18 protein-coding genes are annotated in these 19,234 nt (G+C 44.8%); 14 read left to right on the plus strand and 4 right to left on the minus strand.

Features of this window, described 5'->3' with window-relative positions:
- Positions 1 to 244: 244 nt before the first annotated feature.
- The 3 genes from pheS to ihfA are packed head-to-tail and all read left to right on the plus strand — an operon-like array spanning position 245 to position 3,920.
- Positions 245 to 1,225 carry a phenylalanine--tRNA ligase subunit alpha gene (pheS, locus tag ACAY30_RS06600; protein ID WP_290250246.1) on the plus strand — a complete coding sequence of 327 codons (981 nt, stop codon included), beginning with the start codon at positions 245 to 247 and terminating at the stop codon, positions 1,223 to 1,225.
- Positions 1,226 to 1,237: 12 nt separating this feature from the next.
- Positions 1,238 to 3,622, plus strand: a complete 2,385-nt coding sequence (pheT, locus tag ACAY30_RS06605; protein WP_290250247.1) for a phenylalanine--tRNA ligase subunit beta — start codon at positions 1,238 to 1,240, stop codon at positions 3,620 to 3,622.
- 4 nt (positions 3,623 to 3,626) lie between these two features.
- The gene (gene ihfA / locus ACAY30_RS06610; RefSeq protein WP_290250248.1) at positions 3,627 to 3,920 is read left to right on the plus strand and encodes an integration host factor subunit alpha; all 294 of its coding nucleotides are present in this window, start codon (positions 3,627 to 3,629) and stop codon (positions 3,918 to 3,920) included.
- Between the two features lie 465 nt (positions 3,921 to 4,385).
- Here ihfA and ACAY30_RS06615 read toward each other — a convergent pair whose 3' ends face one another.
- The 4 genes from ACAY30_RS06615 to ACAY30_RS06630 all read right to left on the minus strand — a co-directional run bounded on the left by ACAY30_RS06615 (position 4,386) and on the right by ACAY30_RS06630 (position 9,735).
- Complete coding sequence (locus tag ACAY30_RS06615; RefSeq protein WP_290250249.1) at positions 4,386 to 5,438, minus strand: 2-oxoacid:ferredoxin oxidoreductase subunit beta; 1,053 nt, start codon at positions 5,436 to 5,438, stop codon at positions 4,386 to 4,388.
- Entirely contained in the window at positions 5,438 to 7,261 is a 1,824-nt protein-coding gene (locus ACAY30_RS06620; RefSeq protein WP_290250250.1) for a 2-oxoacid:acceptor oxidoreductase subunit alpha, read from the minus strand. The genes ACAY30_RS06615 and ACAY30_RS06620 overlap by 1 nt, the downstream gene beginning before the upstream one ends.
- 10 nt (positions 7,262 to 7,271) lie before the next feature.
- The gene (locus ACAY30_RS06625; RefSeq protein WP_290250251.1) at positions 7,272 to 9,062 is read right to left on the minus strand and encodes an FAD-dependent oxidoreductase; all 1,791 of its coding nucleotides are present in this window, start codon (positions 9,060 to 9,062) and stop codon (positions 7,272 to 7,274) included.
- A 163-nt stretch (positions 9,063 to 9,225) separates the two neighbouring features.
- Complete coding sequence (locus ACAY30_RS06630) at positions 9,226 to 9,735, minus strand: DUF2937 family protein (protein WP_290250252.1); 510 nt, start codon at positions 9,733 to 9,735, stop codon at positions 9,226 to 9,228.
- A 110-nt stretch (positions 9,736 to 9,845) separates the two neighbouring features.
- Between ACAY30_RS06630 and ACAY30_RS06635 the strand changes: the two genes are divergently transcribed.
- From ACAY30_RS06635 to ACAY30_RS06685, 11 genes are all read left to right on the plus strand, one after another.
- Positions 9,846 to 10,400 (plus strand): DUF1415 domain-containing protein, encoded by a 555-nt coding sequence (locus tag ACAY30_RS06635; RefSeq protein ID WP_290250253.1) that lies wholly within the window; start codon positions 9,846 to 9,848, stop codon positions 10,398 to 10,400.
- A 49-nt stretch (positions 10,401 to 10,449) separates the two neighbouring features.
- Complete coding sequence (locus ACAY30_RS06640) at positions 10,450 to 11,091, plus strand: LysE family translocator (RefSeq protein WP_290250254.1); 642 nt, start codon at positions 10,450 to 10,452, stop codon at positions 11,089 to 11,091.
- A gap of 31 nt (positions 11,092 to 11,122) precedes the next feature.
- The gene (locus ACAY30_RS06645) at positions 11,123 to 11,260 is read left to right on the plus strand and encodes a hypothetical protein (RefSeq protein ID WP_290250255.1); all 138 of its coding nucleotides are present in this window, start codon (positions 11,123 to 11,125) and stop codon (positions 11,258 to 11,260) included.
- Positions 11,261 to 11,483: 223 nt separating this feature from the next.
- On the plus strand, positions 11,484 to 12,257 hold the full coding sequence (locus ACAY30_RS06650; protein WP_290250256.1) for a hypothetical protein: 774 nt from the start codon (positions 11,484 to 11,486) through the stop codon (positions 12,255 to 12,257).
- A 67-nt stretch (positions 12,258 to 12,324) separates the two neighbouring features.
- A complete protein-coding gene (locus ACAY30_RS06655; RefSeq protein WP_290250257.1) occupies positions 12,325 to 13,152 on the plus strand; it encodes a glucosaminidase domain-containing protein in 828 nt (275 codons plus the stop codon).
- A 44-nt stretch (positions 13,153 to 13,196) separates the two neighbouring features.
- Positions 13,197 to 13,847, plus strand: coding sequence for a DUF2987 domain-containing protein (locus ACAY30_RS06660; RefSeq protein WP_290250258.1), 651 nt, complete (start codon positions 13,197 to 13,199; stop codon positions 13,845 to 13,847).
- 566 nt (positions 13,848 to 14,413) lie between these two features.
- Positions 14,414 to 16,327 carry a threonine--tRNA ligase gene (gene thrS / locus ACAY30_RS06665; RefSeq protein ID WP_290250259.1) on the plus strand — a complete coding sequence of 638 codons (1,914 nt, stop codon included), beginning with the start codon at positions 14,414 to 14,416 and terminating at the stop codon, positions 16,325 to 16,327.
- A gap of 30 nt (positions 16,328 to 16,357) precedes the next feature.
- Positions 16,358 to 16,915 (plus strand): translation initiation factor IF-3, encoded by a 558-nt coding sequence (infC, locus tag ACAY30_RS06670; RefSeq protein ID WP_290250260.1) that lies wholly within the window; start codon positions 16,358 to 16,360, stop codon positions 16,913 to 16,915.
- A gap of 187 nt (positions 16,916 to 17,102) precedes the next feature.
- Positions 17,103 to 17,300: a 50S ribosomal protein L35 gene (gene rpmI / locus ACAY30_RS06675; protein WP_290250261.1), complete on the plus strand. Its 198-nt coding sequence runs from the start codon at positions 17,103 to 17,105 to the stop codon at positions 17,298 to 17,300.
- Between the two features lie 16 nt (positions 17,301 to 17,316).
- On the plus strand, positions 17,317 to 17,670 hold the full coding sequence (gene rplT, locus ACAY30_RS06680) for a 50S ribosomal protein L20 (protein WP_290250262.1): 354 nt from the start codon (positions 17,317 to 17,319) through the stop codon (positions 17,668 to 17,670).
- 169 nt (positions 17,671 to 17,839) lie between these two features.
- On the plus strand, positions 17,840 to 18,943 hold the full coding sequence (locus tag ACAY30_RS06685) for a phosphoribosylaminoimidazolesuccinocarboxamide synthase (RefSeq protein WP_290250263.1): 1,104 nt from the start codon (positions 17,840 to 17,842) through the stop codon (positions 18,941 to 18,943).
- Positions 18,944 to 19,234: the final 291 nt, after the last annotated feature.

Genomic DNA, 19,234 nt, shown 5'->3' on the forward strand with positions numbered 1-19,234 from the left:
GCATTTTCTCATTGTTGCCGTTAGAACCAAATCTCTAGTACAAACAACAACACACCCTAGGCCAGCACCAATTTTAGAAAAAATATTGATAAATCGAAAAAATATGGCGAAAGCCACTGTATAAGCGATAATTTTTTGCGTAGAATTATCGCTTTTCTATTTTAGTCTTTTGCAGGCATTACCCAGGCATACCGATTTTGCCTGAGCAATCACATACTCGCGATACATATCGCCCGAGGAGAATATGAATTTAGACGATATCATTTTGCAGGCTGAGCAAGCTGTTCAGGCTGCCACCGATCCAGCAACACTGGATCAAGTCAGGGTAGAGTTCCTTGGCAAGAAAGGGTTATTGACCGAGCAGTTAAAAGGCCTTGGTAAATTGAGCGCTGAAGAGCGTCCGCAAGCGGGGCAGGCGATTAACGTCGCCAAGCAAAAAGTTCAAAAACTTATTTTTACTCGCGGTGAAGTGTTGCGCGAGGAGCAAATCAAAGCGAAGTTGGCCAGTGAAGCCATCGATGTGACCTTGCCGGGCAATACGATGGAATCTGGTGGTCTGCATCCGGTGACAAAAACCATTGAACGCATCGAGTCGTTTTTTGGTGAATTGGGTTTTGCTGTCGCTCAAGGGCCTGAGATCGAAGATGACTTTCATAACTTTGATGCCTTGAACATACCTGCTCATCATCCAGCGCGAGCTGATCATGATACGTTTTATTTCAATCCGAAATTAGTTCTGCGCACGCAAACATCGGGTGTGCAAATTCGCACCATGGAACAGCAGCAACCACCACTGCGGATAATATCTCCAGGTCGTGTCTATCGAAACGATTACGATCAAACTCATACGCCGATGTTCCACCAAGTAGAAGGTTTAATGGTCGATAAAAACGTTAGCTTTACTCACTTGAAAGGTATTTTACACGACTTCTTACACAACTTTTTTGAAGAAGATCTCGAAATTCGTTTTCGCCCGTCATACTTCCCGTTTACTGAACCATCGGCTGAAGTTGACGTGAAGGGCAAAAACGGCAAGTGGCTCGAGGTGCTAGGTTGCGGTATGGTTCATCCTAATGTATTGCGCAGTGTAGGCATTGATCCTGAAGAATACACCGGCTTTGCATTCGGTATGGGGGTTGAGCGATTGAGTATGTTGCGTTATGGCGTAACCGATTTGCGTTCGTTTTTTGAGAACGATCTTAGATTTTTAAAACAGTTCAAATAGGAAGCCCATAACATGAAATTTAGTGAATCTTGGTTAAGAGAGTGGGTTAATCCTGCCATTTCTTCAGACGAGTTAGCTCACCAAATCACCATGGCGGGTTTGGAAGTCGATGGGGTAGAGCCCGTCGCTGGCGAGTTTACTAACGTGGTCGTTGGTGAAGTTATTGAGTGCGCTCAACACCCAGACGCAGATAAACTGCAAGTGACCAAAGTCAACGTTGGCGACGAAGTTGTCGACATTGTGTGTGGTGCGAAAAACTGTCGTTTGGGATTAAAAGTAGCGGTTGCGAAAGTAGGCGCAGTACTACCTGGCAACTTTAAAATTAAAAAAGCAAAATTACGTGGCGTTCCATCACATGGTATGTTGTGTAGTGAATCGGAATTAGGATTGGCTGAATCATCTGATGGCATCATCGAATTGCCGTTGGATGCTCCCGTTGGTCAATGTGTGCGCGAGTTGCTTGATCTTGATGACGTTACCATTGACGTTGACTTAACGGCAAACCGCGGTGACTGCTTGGGGATCAAAGGCCTGGCTCGCGAAGTCGGGGTGTTAAATAACCTCGAAGTGAACGAAGTGGCAGTTGAACCGAGCGAAGTGTCCATTAATGACGCTGTTTCGGTTGACATTCTCGCCGGTGAGGCGTGCCCTCGTTATTTGGCTCGCGTTATCAAAGGTATTAACGCCAATGCCAGCACTCCTGTTTGGATGGTTGAAAAATTGCGTCGCTGTGGTGTGCGTGCAATCGATCCCGTGGTCGATGTGACCAACTATGTGTTACTTGAGCTGGGCCATCCAATGCACGCCTTTGACTTAAGTGCGTTAACAGGCGGTATTCAGGTTCGCTTTGCCAACAAAGATGAAAAACTAACGCTGCTTGATGGCAATGACGTGACCTTAACTGAGCAAACCCTAGTCATAGCCGACCAAGAAAAAGCCGTGGCTATGGCAGGTATTTTTGGCGGACTTCACTCAGGGGTCACCGAGCAAAGCAAAGACATCTTGCTAGAAAGCGCGTTTTTTGCGCCGTTAGCGATCTTGGGGAAAGCCCGTCAATACGGTTTACACACTGACGCTTCACATCGTTATGAGCGCGGTGTTGATCCTCAGTTACAACGTCAAGCGATGGAACGCGCAACGGGTTTGTTGTTAGAGATTGTTGGTGGTCAAGCGGGACCCATCGTTGAAGCGGTAAGTGAGCAACACATTCCAGCGCCGCGCACGGTAACATTGCGTCGCCGTAAGTTAGACTCGCGTATTGGCTTACACATTGCCACCGATCAAGTAACTGAAATTCTAACGCGTTTAGGTTTTGCAGTGAGCTTGAGTGACGACACCTGGACAGTAGAGGTACCTGCGTACCGTTTTGACATCTCTATCGAAGAAGACTTGACCGAAGAAGTGGCGCGTGTGTTTGGTTACAACAATATTCCAAACGTTTCACCGACAGCGTCTTTGACTATGCGCGAGCACAAGGAGCAAAACTTAACCATCGCTAAGTTTCGCAACACGTTGGTGAGTCGCGGCTACCAAGAAGCAATCACCTATTCGTTTGTCGATCCAAAAGTACAAGCACTGTTGCATCCGAATGAAGAGGTGATGACATTGCCGCATCCTATTTCGTCGGAAATGTCGGTTATGCGCTTGAGCTTGTGGACCGGTTTATTGCAATCGGTTGTTTACAACCAAAACCGTCAACAATCGCGCGTGCGCTTATTTGAGTCTGGTTTGCGCTTCATTCCTGATGCGACGGCCGAAAATGGCGTTCGTCAGCAAGCAATGCTGGCAGGCGTTATTTCTGGTTTGAAATATGGCGAGCATTGGAACTTAGGTAAATCGACGGTAGATTTCTTTGATATCAAAGGTGATGTTGAGGCGCTATTGGCAATTACCGGTCGTGCAGAGGAATACCAGTTTAAAGCTGCAGACATTGCTGCATTACACCCTGGGCAGACTGCAGCCATTTTCCGAGACGATAAACTGGTGGGATATGTAGGTACCGTGCACCCTGAGCTTGAACGCAAGCTGGGCTTGAACGGTCGCACCTTGGTGTTTGAGTTGCTGCAAAGTGAAATCTTAACCCAGAAAATTTCGCAAGCGGGTGAAATCTCTAAGTTTCCAGCTAACCGACGCGATATTGCGGTGATTGTTGAAGAGCAGATAAATGCCAACAGTGTTTTACAACTGATTGAAAAGGTTGGCACAAAACACCTTGTTAGCCTAGAATTATTTGATGTGTACCAAGGTAAAGGTATCGAACCGGGCTTCAAGAGTTTAGCTATCGCGCTAACACTTCAAGATCCTAATCGTACTCTTGAAGAGAAAGACATCAACGTAGTCGTAAATAACGTGGTCGATGCCCTGAAGAGCGAATTTAACGCAACATTGAGAGACTAAACACATGGCGCTAACCAAAGCAGAAGTCGCAGAACATCTATACGAAGAAATTGGCCTAAGTAAGCGAGATGCAAAACAGTTGGTCGAAGACTTTTTCGAAGAGATACGTGCGAGTTTGGAATCCGGGGAACAAGTCAAGCTCTCTGGTTTTGGTAACTTTGATTTACGTGTCAAGAGTGAACGGCCAGGTCGAAATCCGAAAACGGGTGAAGATATTCCTATTTCTGCACGTAAAGTGGTGACGTTTAGGCCGGGACAAAAACTTAAATCGCGGGTTGAAAAGGCTAATCACGACTAAGTGTCGAGGTCGTTGTGACAACAAGTCTGTGGCGTTTAGTAGTGGCGTTTAGTTGTCGATATTAACTGAGCGAAATCGTTATCACGGTGGCTGCGCCACGCAATACACGCCGGTTAATCACAACGCTGTTAACCCAGTCGACTAAAAATGAAAAAAGAGATCCTTTGTGATCTCTTTTTTTTATCTAGGGTGTGTTTACCTTTGTTTGATAAGTCTTAGGAAGATAAAGTCGTTTTAATCAAGGCACCGTAAGAAATGTCAGGTGATTCCATATGTACGAGTAACAACACTGAGACAATGGCTTTTCAACCAATACAATAGCCAAATCCAATAATCGAATCTATCGAAAAGCGCCCTTTGCCCACCGTTACCGCGGTATTGCGTAGTCATCTGCAACAATCCACACAACTAATGCCTAACCAACCTGACGCAATAACTTGGCGCGACAAATCGCAGAAAACCTAATTAGCGCAAGCTTTTATTGATACTCGCTAACACCCGTTCGCCAGGGCATAATACGTCTTGTTGTAATTGGTTTAACGGCGTTTGACTGGTTTCATTTATATCGTGAAACGATCGAGCGGTGGGATCGACATACAACAATCCGGTAAGTATTTCACCGCGTTTTTTGTGCTCTTCAATATCGATCATCGCCGTTAAACGGTTGGAGGCATCGTAGTTCTGATCGAGCTTTTTAATACGCAATACCGAACCGTCGTGCAGACAAATGTCATCGTATTCACCATCACCGGCAACGCTGGTTATCTCTTCTTTAATTGGTACATAATCGGTGATCGCTCCGGCGGTTACGTGTTGTTGCACATAATCATACGAGCGCGTTGAGTCAGGGTGATTATTAAATGTCACACACGGGGAAATGATATCGATAAAAGCAAAGCCTTGATGCGAAATAGCCGCTTTTAGAATGGGTACTAATTGGCGCTTGTCACCGGAAAAGCAACGGGCAACGAATGATGCTCCCAGTTGTAATGCCATGCAACACAAGTCAATGTCGTTAAATAAACTCATCTCGCCAGCTTTGTTTTTAACGCCTTTGTCTGAGGTCGCCGCTAACTGGCCTTTCGTAAGACCATAAACACCATTGTTAGCCACCATATAGACCATATTTAATTGACGGCGGACCACATGCGCAAATTGACCGAGGCCGATGGAGGCGCTATCACCGTCACCCGACATTGCTAAATAGGTCAGGTGCTGGTTTGCCATATTCGCACCAGTGGTTACCGAAGGCATCCTTCCGTGAACCGTATTAAAGCCATGTGCGTTGTTTAAAAAGTAATTAGGCGCTTTGGATGAGCAGCCAATACCCGACATTTTAACAATGGTGTGAGGCTCAATAGATAATTCGTGGCAGGCGTGAACGATAGCGGCGGATATCGAGTCGTGACCACATCCGGCGCACAGTGTCGATAGAGCGCCTTCGTAATCCCGATAGGTCAGTCCGAGTTCGTTTTTTGGCAAGCCTTTGTGGTGAAATGTTGATTTGGCAAAACTCATTAGCTCACCTCTTGTTGTTGATTACAGTGGGTAACGACACCGTCAACGATAGCTTGTGCAGGTATCGACAGACCGTCGTAGTTGACGATGCTCAGCAGGTTGTCAGGTGCTAGGTTTAACTCAGACATTAGCAAGGTACGCATCTGCGCGTCGCGGTTCTGTTCAATGACAAAGACCTTAGCGTGATTATTGATAAAGGTTGCCACCTGAGACTGAAATGGAAACGCTCGAATACGCATTAAGTTGACATTTATTCCTTGTGCTTTTAACAGGTAAACAGCTTCTGTTATCGCCTGTGAGGTAGTACCAAAGTAAATTAGCGCGACATCACTTGGCGTGTCGTTACTGATCACTTGTGGTTTTGGAAGATAGCTTTTCGCGCTGTCAAATTTGCGTTCTAGGCGTTGCATATTAGCAACGTAATCCGATGATTTTTCTGAGTATACCGCATCTTGATTACGCGACGTACCGCGGGTAAAAAACGCGCCTTTAGTCGGATGGGTACCGGCGATGGTGCGATAGCAAATGCCATCGCCATCGACATCTCGATAACGGCCAAACGACAGCAGCGAATCAAGTTCACGCATACTGAGTATTTTGCCGTGATCGTACTTGTGTTTGTCGTTCCATTGCATCGGGGCGGTCAAGTGATCATTCATGCCTAAATCAAGGTCACTCATGATAATAACCGGGGTTTGCAGTCGATCGGCTAAATCAAACGCCATTGCGCTTAACTCAAAGCACTCGTGTGGTGAATCCGGAAACAAAAGAATGTGTTTGGTATCACCATGCGAAGCATAAGCACAGGCTAAAATATCCGATTGTTGCGTGCGTGTAGGCATGCCGGTTGACGGACCTGCACGTTGAATATTCATCAGTACCACGGGGATCTCAGCAAAATAGGCCAAACCCAAAAACTCGGCCATTAGTGAAATGCCTGGACCGCTGGTCGCCGTAAACGCTCGCGCGCCGTTAAAACCACCGCCAATGGCAATGCCGATGGCAGCCAATTCGTCTTCTGCTTGAACGATGGCATAGTTCTTTTTACCTGAAGCTGGATCGACGCGCAGTCGTTGACAGTAATTGGCAAACGCATCAACAACCGAGGTTGACGGAGTGATAGGGTACCAACCGACAACAGTCGCACCGCCGTATATGGCGCCAAGAGCACACGCCGTATTGCCATTGACCATAATTCGATTATTGATCAAATCTCGACGTTGTATTTGATAGTCAAGCGGACAACTAAAGTGGTTAATAGCGTATTGGTGACCTAACTCAAGCGCGTAAATATTGGCTGAGATCAGCTTTTCTTTGGTTTTAAATTGCTCACTGATCAGTGTTTTTATAACGTTAAATTCAATGCCGAGTAAGGCCGCTAGTGCGCCGAGATAAATCACATTTTTGAACAGCTGTCGTTGCCGAGGATTGTTAAATTCTTTGCGGCAAATATCGGCGATAGGGATCCCTAAATAGTGGATGTTTTGACTCGTTAGAGTATCGCTTAACGGCTTCGAACTGTCGTATAAAAAGTAGCCGTTGTCAATGACGTCGCTAACGTCAAGAGAATAGGTTTGTGCATTCATCGCCACGACAATGTCACATTTTCCCGCTCTGCGAGCGAGAAAATCACGTTCGTTAATACGCACTTCATACCAAGTAGGAGCACCTTGAATATTGGATGGAAAAATATTTTTTGCACTGACCGGTACGCCCATGCGCATAATGGCTTTGGCGAACATGGTATTGGCGCTTGCCGAACCGGTACCGTTTGTATTTGCAAACTTGACGACAAAGTCGTTAATTTTAGTGTGCGTCATCATCGCCTCGTTATTATTTTATCGTTGCGTCAATATTATCAATGACCAACTTTTGCATGTCCCATGCGCCAGTTGGACAACGCTCAGCGCATAATCCGCAGTGCAGACACATATCTTCGTCTTTGACCATAATATTGCCAGTTTTCAGTACGTCCGAAATCATATAGTCTTGCTGCTCATGCATTTTTTCGACCCGCAATTTACCTTTTAGCAATTGCTCTGGCGGGGTGATGTCATCACTGATATTGGCAATGAAATTAATGCAATCGGTAGGGCAAATATCTTCACAGGCAGAGCATTCAATACAGGTTGCCTCGGTAAATATGGTGTGTACGTCGCAATTTAGGCAGCGCTCGGACTCCTCAAAAGCTAGTTTTTCATCGAAGCCAAGTTCGACTTCGGTAGCCAGCTCCTCACTTGCTTTTTGCCAGTCAATATGTGGCACGGGGTGGCGCAGGTCGTGATCAATGATATTGGTGTAACTCCACTCGTGAACGCCCATTTTTTGACTGATTAAATTAAAGTCAGTATCGGGACGAATACTCGGGTCTTTGCCTTGGCAGAATAAATCAATGGAGATAGCGGCTTTGTGTCCATGGGCAACCGCAGTGATAATGTTTTCGGGACCAAATGCGGCATCGCCGCCAAAGAACACTTTAGCAACCGTTGATTGCAGGCTCTTTTTATTTAATACCGGTTGTTGCCATTCATTAAATTCAATACCGATATCGCGTTCGATCCATGGAAACGAGGTATCTTGCCCAATGGCCACCAGTACGAAATCACACGGGCAAAATAGAGTCTCACCAGTGTTGCGCAGTACGCGTTTGCCCGACTTGTCGTATACCGATTCCACTTGATTAAACTCAACCCCGGTAAATCTTCCATCCTCGATGACAAATCGATTTGGGGTATGATCACAAATGATGTCAATGCCTTCGGCTTTGGCATCTTGCTTTTCCCAAGGCGAGGCTTTCATCGCGTCAAAGGTCGACCGCACCACGACTTTTACATCGTCAGCGCCAAGGCGCTTGGCAGTGCGACAACAATCCATTGCGGTATTACCACCACCAAGGACAACAACGCGTTTCGGGGCAGAATCTAAGTGGCCAAAACTGACGCTCGACAACCAGTCAATACCGATTGCTACGTGAGCGTTGGCTTGTTGATAACCTTCAATGTCAATGGCTCGTCCCTTAGGTGCGCCAGTACCGACAAAAATGGCATCAAAGTCACTGTTGACGAGTTTTTGTAAACTGCTAATGGCGGTGCCAAATTCAGCTTTGACGCCCATTTGTAAAATGTAGTCAACCTCCTCGTCGAGCACAGATTGGGGCAGTCGAAACGCTGGAATTTGACTGCGCATCATTCCACCGCCCTTGATGTCCCGCTCAAACAGGGTGATCTGGTAACCAAGCGGAGCTAAATCGCGGGCTACGGTTAGCGATGCCGGTCCAGCACCAATCAGGGCGATTTTTTTGCCATTGGATTTAAAAGGTGCTTTGGGCAGGCGGTCGCGAATATCACCTTTGTAGTCGGCAGTGACCCGCTTTAGGCGGCATATGGCAACTGGCTCTTCTTCAACTCGACCACGGCGGCAAGCCGGTTCACAAGGTCGGTCACAAACGCGGCCTAAGATGCCAGGGAATACATTCGACTCCCAGTTGATCATATAGGCATCGTCATAGCGTTTTGCGTGAATCAGACGGATGTACTCTGGAACCGGCGTGTGCGCTGGACAAGCCTGTTGGCAGTCAACCACTTTAAGAAAATGTTGGTATTGATTTATATCTGTTTTTTTCACAGCACCACCACATAACTAACTATAGTGTTTACTATTACTGTACACAAAATATACGAATTAGTAAGTTTTTTTGGCCAAGCTTATCAACTTTTTTGATTCGCTAAGGCTAATTTTGAGCAGCTTTTAGCGGTTAAATTGGGGGCTCTAGTAAGCTTGGCTAGTATTACACAGGGACACGTCTAACCGCGTTGTGACCAAGGGCGATGAGCGCACTTAGTACACTGGTAACTATGATCGCTGCCGCAACACCTGTGCTAAGGGCTTGCACAGTTAACGGTAAACTTGGCTCAAAGTCTTGTATAGTGGCGCGCAACACATCTGGCTCAATGTCGCTGACGAAATAATACAATCGGGTTAGATAGTCTTTTTCTGTTAGCGCGTTAACTTTGTCAGTCAGCACTGAAACTCTGTCAATGAGCTGGTAGACCAGTTCGCCGGTTTGGCGAATGGCAGCATCACTATTATCGCGGTACGCCACAACTAATGAGCTCAGATTACTTTGATAGTGGTTATCGGCTATCGATTGATATTGCTCGAGTTGGTAATTTGCCTCAGCTAAATGGCCGGCGAGGCGCTGGGTGTATTGCTGCATCAACGCCGGTAACTGCATGGCTGCAACGGCAGAGCAGGCAAAGATTAATTTGTCGGCGAGTCGAAACAAAAATGTTATCATAGTCTACCCTTGAGCATTTTACCTTATCAACAAGTGTCGCTATGTCGCGTTTATCACTTAATTTAGCGTTGGCTTGAGCTGTTGATAAGCCATTATTTTTTTAGTGTTGTATGTATACTGAACAGCAAATTGTCGAAAACATCAAGTGTTGGATTGAAAAGGTGATCATTGGTCTTAACTTTTGCCCATTCGCGAAAAAAGACTACGTTAATAACCGAGTGCATTATCAAGTGGATAATGGCAAGCATCTCGATGCGACCTTGGATCAGTTAGTTGTTGAATTTAAGCGCCTTGATAACGACCCAAATATCGCTACGACGCTTTTTATTCTGCCGTGTCATTTCAATGACTTTTATCGATATCTAGATTTGTTAGACTTGGCAAACGAGATGTTGATTGAACTTGGCTACGAGGGGGTATATCAGCTGGCTAGCTTTCACCCTGATTATTGTTTTGACGACGTAGCATTTGATGATGTAACGAACTACACTAATCGCTCGCCATGGCCAATATTACACATTATCCGCGAGGATATGTTAGAACAAGTCATTGCACGACATCCGGATCCAGAGTCAATTCCAGACAACAATATGCGCGTATGTGAGCAGCAGGGTAGCGCCTACTTCCAGCGCTTACTGCAACGTTTAAATGGTCATTCTAAGTAATAAGCGAGGCTCAGAATGACCGAGCAAAGACAATAATAAGAGATTGAATATGGATTTTTCAGCGTATTACAGTGAATTTTTAACCATTGCCATAGCTCATCTGTTAGCAGTGGCAAGTCCTGGGCCTGATTTTGCCATCGTTGTAAAACAAAGCTTAACTCGCGATCGAAAAGCGGCGTTGTACACCAGCGCGGGAATTGGCACAGCTATTTTGTTGCATGTGTGCTACTCGTTATTTGGTATTGCGCTAGTGATCAAAAGCAACCCAGGCCTGTTTAGCTATCTGAGTTATCTCGCCGCCGCCTATTTAGCGTATTTGGGAATAATGGGGCTTCGCGCTAAACCTCAATCAATGGCTCATGTTGCGGTAGACAGCGCCTTGTCACAACAATCGGCGTGGCGGTCTTATATTACTGGGTTTTTAGTTAACGGCCTCAATGTCAAAGCGACACTGTTCTTTCTGTCTTTGTTTTCGGTGATTATTTCTATCGATACGCCAACTCAAATAAAGGCGATTTACGGTCTGTATATGGCGTTGGCAACCTTTGCTTGGTTTGCCATGTTGTCAGTGATGTTAACGTGGCCGCCATTTCGTCGACGTTTACAGCAAAATGGCTATTGGATAGAGCGTGCAATGGGCCTTATGTTGCTAATTTTAGCGCTGAACATTGTTATTCAAGCGATGCAATGACCATTTTCTTTAATACAACCAACATCGGTCAATGAGCGATAAAAAACACTTTTTATCGCCGATTGTTAACGCGGTTCTAGTGCGCAATATAGCCATTGCCATTGCCATTGCCAGTTCGGCTGAGACTAAAAGCGTTTTAGCCCGCTTTAAAACTAATAAATGCGGATAACTAAAAACTCAGAAAAACCGCTTTTAATTACGATAAAATTCCCACCACAAAGATCAACATAGCCTAGCATAAAGACGGTGAGCGCTCGCTGATTTTAGCTTGTTTGGTTGACAAACAATGACTCACATCTTCTGGTCGTTGTCGGCATGTATTGCTAAAGCGCTGTTGTAATTGCCGTATTTTGGTATAATCGCGGTATCATTTGATTGTATTTTAAAGCGTTGTGTCGGATAAAAAAATTATTCACGTTGGTTCAAGCATCGAGAAAGCGGAAAAAGGCGAGTATCACCTTGATGTCTCAGCGATCTTAAAAGAAGGGTGGTTAATAACCAAAAAGCACAATACGCCAATCTTGGCAGGCCTGCTGTTAGTCATGCTGATCGGTGTTATTGCCATATCGTTTATTGCCAGTTATTGGGGTGGTCCCGAGCAGATGCTTCAAAATCCCGAGGCTAACATGATTGGCAACCTGATACTCACTGTCATCGTCTGGCCTTTTTTAGCCGGGGTTGAAATGATGGGCGTGTCACACGCGTTAGGCATGAAAACCCGCGCTGGTATGGTATTCGGATTTTTAAAGCGCAGTGCATTCATTGCCCTAACAGCACTGATCGTTTGGGCACTTACATCGCTTGGTATGATTTTAATTATCCCAGGTATTTACATTGCAGTTGCGCTGTCACTAGTGATACCACTGGTAGTTGAAAAGAATATGTCGCCCGCCCGTGCCATCGCACTGTCGTTTAAGGCAACGCGGTTTCAATGGTTTAAGCTGTTCCAGATCTACATGTCATTATTGGCGTTAGCGTTAATTGCGCTATTACCGAGTTTGCTCGGTATGCCAAGCCTGATATCACTAGCGATATTACTGGTTGGATTTTTGGTTATTGCGCCACTTTACTACAATGTAAAAGGCGTTTTATATCGAGAGATTTTTGGCGTGACTATGCAAGTGGTCAATAAAGATGGTCAACCCGACAGTTATTTTTCTGCGTAGTATATGCGTGAGTTGCCAATGTGCATTTATCACAGAGATCTCAATTTAGATTACACGAGTCGATAATATGAAACAGATGCCACAACGCAAATTCGTTGTTTTGAAAGCCAGTTTGCTCATTTCTGTATTGGTGATGGCGGCATTGCCTGCATTTTTTTATTCTCAAACACACATTGAAGTCAGTGAAGCGAAAATAAAAAACAAATCAGTGGCGACAAGTCAAGATCAACCATTACACGATGTTGATGTACCAAACTTTCTGGCCATGCGCGACATTTCGGCGCGCAAGCAAGCGTTTTTTGGCTTTTTAAAACCGGCAATTGAGCAAGAAAACGAGCGCCTGGCCAAACTGAGAGAAACAGTACAGTTGGTCGCATTGCAGTTGGAAAATGGCGATTCATTGTCAAATCAGCAACTGCGTTGGTTGAGCAAGCTCGCCGACACGTATCGTGTAGATAGCGAACAAAGTAGTCGTCAACAGTTAGCGCAGTTGTTGATAAAGATAGATCAAATTCCCGTCGACTTAGTTTTGGTTCAGGCGGCGAATGAATCCGCTTGGGGAAGCTCGCGATTTGCCCGCATGGGGTTAAATTTTTTCGGTATTTGGTGCTTTAAGAAAGGGTGTGGCATGGTGCCCAACGCCAGAGACTCAGGCCTTAGCCATGAAGTCGCAGCATTTGACTCTGTCAACGAGGTGATTGGCCACTACTTTCTCAATATTAATAGCCACTCAGCTTACAGTATGTTGCGTGAGATTCGAGCGCAACTGAGGGCGCACAATCTGCCATTACAGGCTAATATTTTAGCTACGGGGTTAGTGCCGTATTCAGAGCGCGGCATCGACTATGTGGTTGAGATTAACGCCATGCTTCGACACAACCGCAGATACTTGTAACCGCATTTAACACGCTCAGTATTAACTGACCAATAGGCCACCGGATGAAAAAAATAATACTCGCAACCCTAGCTGGACTCGCCGTTGTAACTAGTGCCCAAGCCGTTGATTTAGAATACAAAGGTTTTTATCAGCGACTGAACTTAATTGAAGAAAATCAGCTTGATAAAATCACCATGGGATTTTACTTGGTTGATGCTCATTCAAGGCAGCGTTGCCAATTGAGCAAGGCGACGATGTTAAATAAAAGTGGTAATCACGATGACATTGCCATCGGTGCGGATAATCAGCTTATGGTGCCGCTCAGCAAAAGCTATTACGATAACTTTTCGGTATTGCGGGTTGAACAACAAGAGGCTCGGCAAAATTGTATTTTACAAATGCAAATTCAGGCGAAAGACAAAACCCAGGTGAGATACAGCTACAGTGAATTAGCTGAATTAAAACAACAAATGCAGACCTTAGTAGACGAGTTTGGCGGATTTTTGTCGTTTATGATGCCTGATGTGATCGGCGTACATATCGATATGGTGACCTCGTCAGGGGTGATGTACGTTGGCGATGATCTGGGTACAGCACTTCAATGTGAACAAACGGTTTGTAAGTTGGCAATTGATGAGAGCTATCAATCGAATGATATTGCCATTGAATTTAGTCAGCCACCGACCGTTATCGCTCCGTGGATTGAAGACTAGCTTGCGATATTCGTCTGTTGCCACGACGAGTGCCTGTCGTGACGGATGACTCAAACACGGTGTCAATTAACTGAGCAGCAGCGGTATTTTTTGTGTGTACGGTCAAGTTTTTTGGCGATCTGCGGTTGGTAACGACCGGGTACAGCGTTACTCAGTCGGTAGTGGCGGGTAATTTAGTAGCATATCTTCTTAGTCTCATTTATCACCGCTATCACTGCGCCGACAATATCTTTGTAATGCGTGCTAAGTATATTGCAATACACGCGGTTTTCCCCTAATATTGCACGCTTTATTGTGCTTATTTAGGCGATCAGAGTCAGTAAAGATTTTTGCTGCTTCGTGCTACACCTCGCCACGTCGCGAAAGCTTTTTGTGTGCTAAAGCGTTAGTGTTTTATGTAAATTGATGGCAGCTCCCTGGTAGAGCGCTCATTGATTGGTCACGCCGTTTTACGTTGCATTGATAGCGACTGATAAGTAACGTCCACTTGATTAAGTCAACTCAAGTGATAAACAACGATATAACACGTGGCATTACGTAGGTGTCACCACTGTTGAGGAAAAATTATGCCTATTATTACACTTCCTGACGGTAGTCAGCGCAGTTTCGAACACGACGTTTCCATTATGCAAGTAGCCCAAGATATCGGGCCAGGTCTTGCCAAAGCGACGATTGCAGGTCGCATTAATGGCGAATTAAAAGACGCGTGCGAATTAATCACTACCGACAGCGAACTGCAGCTTATCACCAATAAAGATGCAGATGGCTTAGAAATTATTCGCCATTCGTGTGCTCATTTATTAGGTCACGCGATAAAACAGTTATGGCCAGATGTAAAAATGGCCATCGGTCCGGTTATCGACAATGGTTTTTACTACGATATACACCTTGAGCACAAATTAAATGACGACGATTTAGCGGCGCTAGAAAAGCGCATGCTTGAGCTGGCCAAAACAAATTATGACGTGATCAAAAAGACTGTATCATGGGCAACAGCGCGTGAGACATTTGAGCAACGCGGCGAATCGTACAAAATCGAAATCTTAGATGAAAATATCGCTCAAGACGATACCCCAGGTTTGTATCATCACCAAGAATACATCGATATGTGTCGTGGCCCACATGTGCCAAACATGCGTCACTGTCATCACTTTAAGTTGATGAATGTTGCCGGAGCTTACTGGCGTGGCAACTCAGACAATAAGATGCTTCAGCGCATCTACGGGACAGCTTGGGCGGACAAGAAACAGTTAAAGTCATACTTACAGCGCTTAGCCGAAGCTGAGAAACGCGATCACCGAAAAGTGGGTAAAACACTCGACTTATTCCACTGGCAAGACGAAGCGCCTGGTATGGTCTTTTGGCATAACGACGGTTGGACAATTTACACTGAACTTGAGCGTTTCGTGCGTGAAAAATTACACGAATACGACTACGATGAAGTGAAGGGCCCGATGATGATGGACCGCAGTTTGTGGGAGAAATCAGGTCACTGGGATAAATACGCTGACAACATGTTTACCACCGAGTCGGAAAAACGCGAATACGCGATCAAACCGATGAACTGCCCTGGACACGTGCAAATATTTAATCAAGGGTTAAAGTCATACCGCGATTTACCACTGCGTATGGCTGAGTTTGGTTGTTGTCATCGCAATGAGCCAAGTGGTGCATTGCACGGTTTAATGCGCGTACGTGGCTTTACCCAAGACGACGCCCATATCTTCTGTACGGAAGACCAAGTTCAAGACGAAGTGAGCAAATGCATCAAGATGGTATACGATGTGTATTCATCATTTGGCTTCACCGATATTATGGTGAAACTGTCAACCCGTCCTGAAAAGCGCATTGGTAGCGACGACATTTGGGATAAAGCCGAACTAGGCTTGGCGAATGCGTTGAAAGCCAACGATATTGAATTTGAATATCAGCCGGGTGAGGGTGCCTTTTACGGTCCAAAAATTGAGTTCACCTTATTAGATTGCTTGGGTCGTCACTGGCAATGTGGTACAGTACAGTTAGATTTTGCCTTACCGGGTCGCTTAGGTGCAACTTACGTTGGTGAAGATGGCGAACGCCATGTGCCGGTAATGATTCACCGTGCGATTTTGGGCTCGCTAGAACGCTTTATTGGTATTCTAATTGAAGAATACGAGGGTAAATTCCCGACTTGGTTAGCACCAACTCAAGCCATTGTGATGAATATTACCGACAAACAGGCGGAATATTGTCAACAGGTTGTAAAAAAACTGAAACAAAATGGTTTTAGAGTGAAAGCGGACTTGCGTAATGAAAAGATAGGCTTTAAAATTCGCGAGCATACACTAAAACGTGTTCCTTATATGTTGGTTGCCGGCGATAAGGAAATGGAAGCGGGTAAAATTGCAATCCGCACACGTGGTGGTGAAGATTTAGGAAATTTGTCTGTTGACGAGTTTATTGGTATGTTAAACGAGCAAGTAAAGGCTCGTTCAAAATAAGCGCGCTGAACAGATGTTACGTTAGTTCTTTTGGAGGAACAGACTATTAAAGGTGGTCAAAGAGGCGGTCGTAAAGAGCCGCAACACAAGTTGAATGGCGAAATTACCGCTCAGGAAATTCGTTTAATTGGTGCAGATGGTGAAGCGGCAGGTGTCGTAACACTAAACGAAGCGTTAGCAGCAGCAGAAGAAGCCGGTGTTGATTTAGTAGAAATTAGCCCAACGGCGAAACCGCCAGTCTGTCGTGTAATGGATTACGGTAAGTTCTTATACGAGAAATCGAAAGAACAGAAAGAACAACGTAAAAAGCAAAAGCAGATCCAGGTTAAGGAAATAAAATTCCGACCTGGAACTGATGAAGGCGACTATCAGGTCAAACTACGCAACCTGAAGCGCTTTTTAGAAGGTGGTGACAAGGCTAAGGTAACATTGCGTTTCCGCGGCCGTGAAATGGCCCACCAGGAGCTAGGTATCGAATTGCTAAATCGCGTTAAAAACGATTTGCAAGACATCGCCCAAGTCGAGTCTTTCCCGTCAAGGGTTGAAGGTCGTCAAATGGTTATGGTACTAGCCCCAATTAAAAGATAATTCTTTGGTCTTGAAAGTAAAGAGGCCTAGTCGAAAGATTTAGGCCTTTTTCACCTTGGTTATCTTTTTTATTGTTTGTTGTAGTTTTACAGACAATAGTTAACCGGTAGCAGAGGCTCAACAAGTAACTCGATGAGTTCGCCCCATGTTACTTAATGTTTTGGCATATACAATGCGGAGTTATTCCATGCCTAAAATGAAAAGCAATAAAGGTGCTGCAAAGCGCTTTAAGAAAACTGCATCTGGTGGTTTTAAATGCAAACAAGCCGGTCTACGTCACATCTTAACTAAGAGACGTACCAAAGTTAAGCGTCACTTACGTGCAAAATCAATGGTTGCTGCGTCTGATATCAAATCAGTTGTATCAATGTTGCCTTACGCTTAATAGAGGAGAGTAGATAATGGCTAGAGTTAAACGCGGTGTAGTAGCACGCCGTTCTCACAAAAAAGTACTTAAGCAAGCGAAAGGTTACTACGGTGCACGTAGTCGCGTATATCGCGTTGCTTTCCAAGCTGTAACTAAAGCGGGCCAATACGCATACCGTGACCGTCGTCAACGCAAGCGTCAATTCCGTCAACTTTGGATTGCTCGTATCAACGCAGCTTCTCGTCAAAATGGTTTATCTTACAGCAAGTTCATCAACGGCTTGAAAAAAGCGTCGATTGAAATTGATCGTAAGATCCTAGCTGACATCGCTGTTTACGACAAAGCAGCATTCGCTGTTTTAGTAGAAAAAGCGCAAGCGGCTCTATAAAACAGTGTTATGACTTTTGAAAAGGACGCCTCGGCGTCCTTTTTTCTTTGATAATAAGTATGTATTGCAGAGAAATTTTGCTAAAATTTTTGCGCAATATATATAAAGAGAACACGCAGTAAATACAATCATAAAACTGTGTGTTCGACATCGCATTTTGGGAAAAATAATGAGCATTGCCAATAAAGTTCTTGCCGTAAATAATGATTTACCGATCCGCACTAACTTACCTGTTCACAGCGGTAAAGTGCGCTCGGTGTACTGGTTAACTGAACAAGATAGCCGCCGTTTGATTGCTGAAAAAGGCTATAACGTACCCGCCGATACGCCACTGGCTATCATGGTGATATCTGATCGCATCTCCGCATTTGATTGTATCTGGCACGGTGAAAACAACTTACAAGGCGTGCCGGGCAAAGGCGCAGCGCTTAACGCGATTTCAAATCATTGGTTCGGCTTGTTTAAGCAGCACGGTTTGGCCGATAGTCACATTTTAGATATTCCTCATCCATTTGTATGGATCGTGCAAAAAGCGACACCGGTAAAAATTGAGGCGATTTGCCGCAGTTATATTACCGGTTCAATGTGGCGAGCGTATGAAAAAGGCGAGCGTGAGTTTTGTGGTATTAAACTGAATGACGGTTTAAGCCGAGATCAAAAGTTACCCGAATTACTGATGACGCCGTCAACAAAAGGCATTTTAACCGACGTACCAGGCGTACCAGCACAAGACGACGTTAATATTACCCGTAAGAATATTGAAGATAATTTCGAAGCCTTTAATTTTAAATCAAAGCAAGATATTGATTTGTACGAGACGCTATTAAAAGATGGCTTTTCACTTATTTCAGACGCACTGGCAGAAATAGATCAAATCTTTGTCGATACCAAGTTTGAATTTGGCTATGTCAAAGATGTTGATGGCAATGACAAATTGATTTATATGGATGAAGTTGGCACACCAGATTCATCGCGGATATGGGATGGTGAGCAGTATCGCCAAGGCAATATCGTCGAAAATTCAAAAGAAGGTTTCCGCCAATTACTGCTTAATCACTTTGATGATGCGGATATTTTATTAAATAAAGACCGCATGGGTGAGCGTGAAGCACTAGCACGGGACAATGCGTTACCCGAATCCGTATTGATGGCCGTGTCGGAAACCTACACCGGTATTGCTGAGAAGATCACCGGGGAAAAGATAGTGATTAGCGACGATCCTAAAGCGGAAATCATCGCCATTTTAAAACAGCAGTACCAGCTTATCGATTAATAGCAAGGCTCTGTGTTGGCATGAAAAAAGCACTCGTTAACTATGAGCTGATGTGAAATTAAGGATCTGTTTTGAGCAGATCCTTTTTTTATTATCAATAACTAAACTTACTTTAACCGACGTTAAAAATCACCCCGCAGCAAACACTAACACTATGTAAAACAACTAGTTATTCACATTTTAGTTGAGTGTGTCAGGCGCTAGCATTAAAGTGACCAAGCTTCTATGCGTCCTCCCGTGTGTCTCTCTTTGACTGCATTCTTGCAGTCGAAAAACATGATGGGAAGAACG

The organism is Thalassotalea ponticola, assembly GCF_041379045.1.
In the GTDB taxonomy this organism is placed as follows: domain Bacteria; phylum Pseudomonadota; class Gammaproteobacteria; order Enterobacterales; family Alteromonadaceae; genus Thalassotalea_A; species Thalassotalea_A ponticola.

Coding starts and splice junctions, on each gene's coding strand:
- pheS (WP_290250246.1), top strand. CDS start 245: ATGAATTTAGACGATATCATTTTGCAGGCTGAGCAAGCTGTTCAGGCT.
- pheT (WP_290250247.1), top strand. CDS start 1,238: ATGAAATTTAGTGAATCTTGGTTAAGAGAGTGGGTTAATCCTGCCATT.
- ihfA (WP_290250248.1), top strand. CDS start 3,627: ATGGCGCTAACCAAAGCAGAAGTCGCAGAACATCTATACGAAGAAATT.
- ACAY30_RS06615 (WP_290250249.1), bottom strand. CDS start 5,438: ATGAGTTTTGCCAAATCAACATTTCACCACAAAGGCTTGCCAAAAAAC.
- ACAY30_RS06620 (WP_290250250.1), bottom strand. CDS start 7,261: ATGATGACGCACACTAAAATTAACGACTTTGTCGTCAAGTTTGCAAAT.
- ACAY30_RS06630 (WP_290250252.1), bottom strand. CDS start 9,735: ATGATAACATTTTTGTTTCGACTCGCCGACAAATTAATCTTTGCCTGC.
- ACAY30_RS06635 (WP_290250253.1), top strand. CDS start 9,846: ATGTATACTGAACAGCAAATTGTCGAAAACATCAAGTGTTGGATTGAA.
- ACAY30_RS06640 (WP_290250254.1), top strand. CDS start 10,450: ATGGATTTTTCAGCGTATTACAGTGAATTTTTAACCATTGCCATAGCT.
- ACAY30_RS06645 (WP_290250255.1), top strand. CDS start 11,123: ATGAGCGATAAAAAACACTTTTTATCGCCGATTGTTAACGCGGTTCTA.
- ACAY30_RS06655 (WP_290250257.1), top strand. CDS start 12,325: ATGAAACAGATGCCACAACGCAAATTCGTTGTTTTGAAAGCCAGTTTG.
- ACAY30_RS06660 (WP_290250258.1), top strand. CDS start 13,197: ATGAAAAAAATAATACTCGCAACCCTAGCTGGACTCGCCGTTGTAACT.
- thrS (WP_290250259.1), top strand. CDS start 14,414: ATGCCTATTATTACACTTCCTGACGGTAGTCAGCGCAGTTTCGAACAC.
- rpmI (WP_290250261.1), top strand. CDS start 17,103: ATGCCTAAAATGAAAAGCAATAAAGGTGCTGCAAAGCGCTTTAAGAAA.
- rplT (WP_290250262.1), top strand. CDS start 17,317: ATGGCTAGAGTTAAACGCGGTGTAGTAGCACGCCGTTCTCACAAAAAA.
- ACAY30_RS06685 (WP_290250263.1), top strand. CDS start 17,840: ATGAGCATTGCCAATAAAGTTCTTGCCGTAAATAATGATTTACCGATC.